Source organism: Albidovulum sp., from assembly GCF_049646345.1.
GTDB lineage: Bacteria > Pseudomonadota > Alphaproteobacteria > Rhodobacterales > Rhodobacteraceae > Albidovulum.
Map to the genome: position 1 here is coordinate 1 of NZ_JBARVQ010000584.1, position 4589 is coordinate 4589.

3 protein-coding genes are annotated in these 4589 nt (G+C 56.5%); 1 reads left to right on the forward strand and 2 read right to left on the reverse strand.

Translation table 11 applies throughout. The features are described 5' to 3' along the window. On the forward strand, positions 1-1696 hold a 1696-nt coding region (locus tag WBB85_RS15210), incomplete at its 5' end, for a PQQ-dependent sugar dehydrogenase (RefSeq protein ID WP_432639448.1). A 608-nt stretch (positions 1697-2304) separates the two neighbouring features. Here WBB85_RS15210 and istB read toward each other — a convergent pair. Further along, entirely contained in the window at positions 2305-3069 is a 765-nt protein-coding gene (istB, locus tag WBB85_RS15215) for an IS21-like element helper ATPase IstB (RefSeq protein ID WP_432639449.1), read from the reverse strand. Then, positions 3066-4565 (reverse strand): IS21 family transposase, encoded by a 1500-nt coding sequence (gene istA / locus WBB85_RS15220; RefSeq protein WP_432639450.1) that lies wholly within the window; start codon positions 4563-4565, stop codon positions 3066-3068. Before istA ends, istB begins: the two co-directional genes overlap by 4 nt. Positions 4566-4589: the final 24 nt, after the last annotated feature.

A 4589-nucleotide genomic window follows, 5' to 3' on the forward strand; every position in this document is an offset into this window, starting at 1 on the left:
GGAAACGGCAGGTATGAAACAGCGACTTTTTCTAGCCTTGGGCGTCTTCGTGCTGCTCGGCTTCACATTCCTGGCCGGAATTGCCGCCGAATACGTTGTGAAACCAACGGACTTCGCCCGGCGTGCCGTACACAAACTCCGCCCAAAAGAACCTGATGCTCCCGTCGTGTCGTCGGTCGAAAGCACTTTTCTGATGTTTCGAGCGGAGACCGCCAAACTACCAATAACGCGCTATGCCCGCGGCGGCGGACTGACTGTACTCGACGGTTCGGTCGTCGCGATGACCGTCGACGGGAAGCTCTACATTGCTTCGGACGCGAATACGATCCGGCCATTGTCGATCGAAACGCCCGACTACAATTTCGGTGCTTACAAGGCGTTTTCGGAGGAACCAGCAAACAGTGACTATTCCTATGCATTTTGGGGATACCGTTACGCGGACGTGCTGGCGTATCGGTTCGGAGACCAAACAAGGTTGGCGATTTCGTTCACGCGTTTCGACCCCAAAGCTGTCTGTTACCGGACTGTCGTGTCGACGCTTGACATCCCGGAGACAGCTGAGGCGCTCGCGCAGATGCACGCGGATCCCGGCGAGTGGACGACTCTTCTGGAGACCCAACCCTGCCTACCTCTGAAGAAGAATCACGATGCCATCGAGGCTCACATGGGCGGTGGACGGTTTGCCTATGACGGCAATGGCGTTCTCTACATGACGAGCGGTGACTATCACTTTGACGGAATTTACTACGAGGGAGCGCCAGTCGCACAGGACCCGGCCTTCGACTATGGTAAGGTGATCGCGATCGATCTTACCACAGGCAGCTACCGTCAGATCACGCGGGGACACCGCAATATGCAGGGCATTGCGATTGATAAGCTGTGCCGCGTGTGGACAGTTGAGCATGGTATGCGAGGTGGCGACGAGCTCAATATGGAGATTGAGGGGCGTGACTATGGCTGGCCACGTGAAAGTCTTGGTACGCTCTACAACAAGCTGCCAATTCCCAATACGGTGTCTTATGGCCACCACGACCAGTTTGAACAGCCGCGCTTGGCTTTTGTCCCGTCCATAGCCACATCGAGCCTCAGTCTAATCGATGGATTCCACGAGGCATGGGACGGTGACCTGCTCATGGGGACATTGAAGGATCAGTCTTTGTACCGGATACACCTTTCAGGTGACCGCGTGCTTTTCGCGGAACGAATTCCGATTGGCGAGCGGGTGCGCTACGCGCAGCAACTGGATCACGATCGCATTGTCGTCCTGACCGACGACAACGAGTTGGTATTCCTGACGACTATTGAAAACGCTGCAGCGGTAGAGTTTCTGACTGCATATCTGGCCCAGCCCGAGCTTGATAGAGACACCAGCGAGAGGTTGGCGGCAAATATGGAAAACTGTCTTCAATGCCATTCGCTTGATCCGGACTCAAATACGTCAGCGCCAACGCTCGCTAATGTGTTCGACGGCCGGATGGGATCCACAGAATTCGCAGGTTATTCACCTGGCTTCCGTGGCCGTCGTGAAAGCTGGAGCCGCGAAAGCTTGGCCGCATTTATAACGTCGCCTAGGGTCGTGGTCCCCGATACCGTCATGCCCGATCCCGGCATCGACGACCCTGACGAAGTCGAAGCGCTGATCGACTTTCTTGCGGCGATGTCGTCACCTCAGGTTTTCGCTGGCGACGGAAACTGAACAGGCCGTTCTCGCAGAAGGAAACGGTTGTGCCGCGACGACCGCAACCTAACCATGATCATCCTTTTCAAGACGGCATTGCCAAGTTGGGGTCCTTTCCGGCTGAGTGCAGGATCGTACGTTAGGCAGCCAGGACGCGTCTTCCGTTCTCCCTGATCTCTCCGTTAGGACCAACATATCGGTAAATGGTGACAGGCCCCATCGGAAGGTTTGTGCGTAGAATTACTCTAGCGAGGAACTTTTAGCGAACACTTCAGAAAGAATCTGTAAAATACTACCTTTGTAACAGTGACTTACTGGATCAGCGCGATAGCAGGAGGTTTCTAAGAGTTGGACTCGCAACTCTGCCAGTCCACAAATCGCTCGTTTTAAAGGCGGTTTCGTATCGGCGCTACGAAAGCCCAAAAACAGCCCTGAAGGCGTCCAAGAACCCGTCTCTATTTCTTCAGCGTCCTAAAATTCACCATAGCTGTCAACGGCGGCGTAAAAACCGGCCATCAGGGCGGAGCAAAAGTAGGCCAGTTTGGGGTGGGCGCCTTGGAGCGTGTGGCCCTCAAATAGCAAGCACGCTCCAAGGCGCATTGGCCGTCAGGCCAATCTTGCTTTGATCATGGTCCGGTTGTTTTGGTGCGTGCGCGGCTTTGGCTGAGGCGATAACTTTCGCCGTTCATTTCCAGAATGTTTACATGATGGGTCAACCGATCGAGCAGTGCACCTGTGAGGCGCTCGGTGCCAAATGTCTCTGTCCATTCTTCGAACGGCAGGTTGCTTGTTATCAGGGTAGAGCCCCGCTCGTAGCGCTGCGAGATCAACTCGAACAGCAGTTCAGCCCCGGTTTTGCTGAGCGGCACGAAGCCCAACTCGTCGATGATCAGCAGTTTGATCTTGGCCAACTGGCGCTGCAATCGCAGCAAGCGCTTCTCGTCACGGGCCTCCATCAGTTCATGAACCAGAGATGCCGCCGTGACGAAGCTGACCGGCATCCCCTTTTGGCAGGCGGCCAATCCCAGCCCGAGAGCGACATGGGTTTTGCCGGTGCCGGACGGGCCAAGGGCAATGACATTCTCCTGGCGATCAATCCACTCACAGCGCGCCAGTTCCAGCACCATCATCTTGTTGAGGCTGGGGATGGCCTGGAAGTCGAAGCTATCCAAACTCTTCACCGCGGGGAACTTTGCCGCTTTGATCCGGCGTTCCACCATGCGCCGTTCCCGGTCGATCAGTTCCAGCTCGGTCAGCCGGGCCAGATATCGGACATGGTCCACGCCCTCTGCGGCACAGATACGCGCTTGCTTGTCATGTTCGCGCAGGAAGGTGGGTAACCGCAGGGTCTTGAGATGATGGGCCAGCAGCAGTTCGGGTGCATCTGTCATGCCTCACCGCCTGCCAGCAGGCTCATGTAGGACGCCGGGGACGTTGTGGCGACATTGGTTCTGGGCAGAAAGGGATAGACATTCAGATCCAGCCGGGGCGGTCGGTGCTCAACGCGGCAGAGCAGCAGATGCTTGATCGCGTCAAAGCTGACAGCCCCCATCTGCAACGCATCTTTGATCGCAAGGTGCAGCACTTCCAGCTCAAAGCGCTCCAGCAGACGCAGAACCTGCACATATTCCCGCTTGCCGGTTTTACCTTGGCGGGCTTCTAACAATCGCTGGAGGGTCTTGAATGCCTTAGGCAGGTCCCAGTTTTGCAGCGGCGCTGCCTGGTCGAACGACATGATCTTGCGTTCGATCAGCCGCAGGTAATGCACCGGATCAAATACCATATCGCCTGTGTCATAGGAACGGGGATGATCTGCGATCATCTCAGCCGCGCAGCCAATCACCACACGGCCCACGAAGCCCTTGATCCAGACCTCCCGGTGGCCATAGGCAACCGGCACTGAGTAATCATTGCCGCGATAGCGCACCATTGATGTCGATGTCACTTGGCCGCTTCGCAGATCGCAGGCCTCAAAGGGCGCTGCTGGCAAAGGACGCATCGCCGCCAGATCAGCGCCCAGTCGTTTGCCGATGCTGATCTTGTGGCCGCGCAGGACATCAGCCTGCCGATTGCGGCATTGTTGCTCCAGATAATCGTTGAACGCCGCCCAATCTGCAAAGCGCGGCAGCGGAACCATGAAGTTGCGACGGGAATAGCCGACCAGACCTTCGACCTTACCTTTGTCGTTCCCCTTGCCGGGACGGCCATATCGATCCCCAATGACATAATGCGACAGCATCGCACTGAACCGCTGGGTTCTCTGGCGAGTACCATCTGCCTGGATCCTAGCCACAAGGCATCTGTCGTTATCGTAGAGGATGGAGCATGGCACCGCTCCGAAGAAGGCAAAGGCATGCACATGCCCGTCCAGCCAGGCTTCGGTGTTCGCCGCAGGGTACGCGCGAACATAGCAAGCATCGCTATGCGGCAGATCAAAGGCGAAGAAGTAAGCCTTCTGCTCAATCCCGCCGATCACGACCAACGCCTCACCAAAGTCAGCCTGCGCATGTCCCGGCGGATGGCTCAGAGGCACAAACATCTCCTTGCCGTCCCGTTTCTTGGAGCGCACATAATCTTTGACGATCGTGTAACCGCCATCGAATCCACACTCCTCACGCAAACGCTCAAAAATGCGCTTGGCTGTGTGGCGTTGCTTGCGGGGGCGGCTTTGATCCTCGGTCAGCCACTGGTCAATCTGACCCGTAAATGGATCAAGCTTGGGCCGCCTGATCGGTGCGGTTCGCCGATAGCCAGGTGGCTCTGAATAAGCCAACATCTTCGAAACGCTGTCTCGGCTGATCCCGAAATCACGAGCAATCTGACGCCCGCTCAACCCGTCCTCAAAGTGAGCGCGGCGCACCTTCAAGTACAATTCCACCGTGAAAATCCCCATGCCCTCCAGAAAACCGAA

What these genes read in the sequence shown, in the direction of transcription:
- istB (WP_432639449.1), bottom strand. Translation starts at nt 3,069, where the DNA reads ATGACAGATGCACCCGAACTGCTGCTGGCCCATCATCTCAAGACCCTG.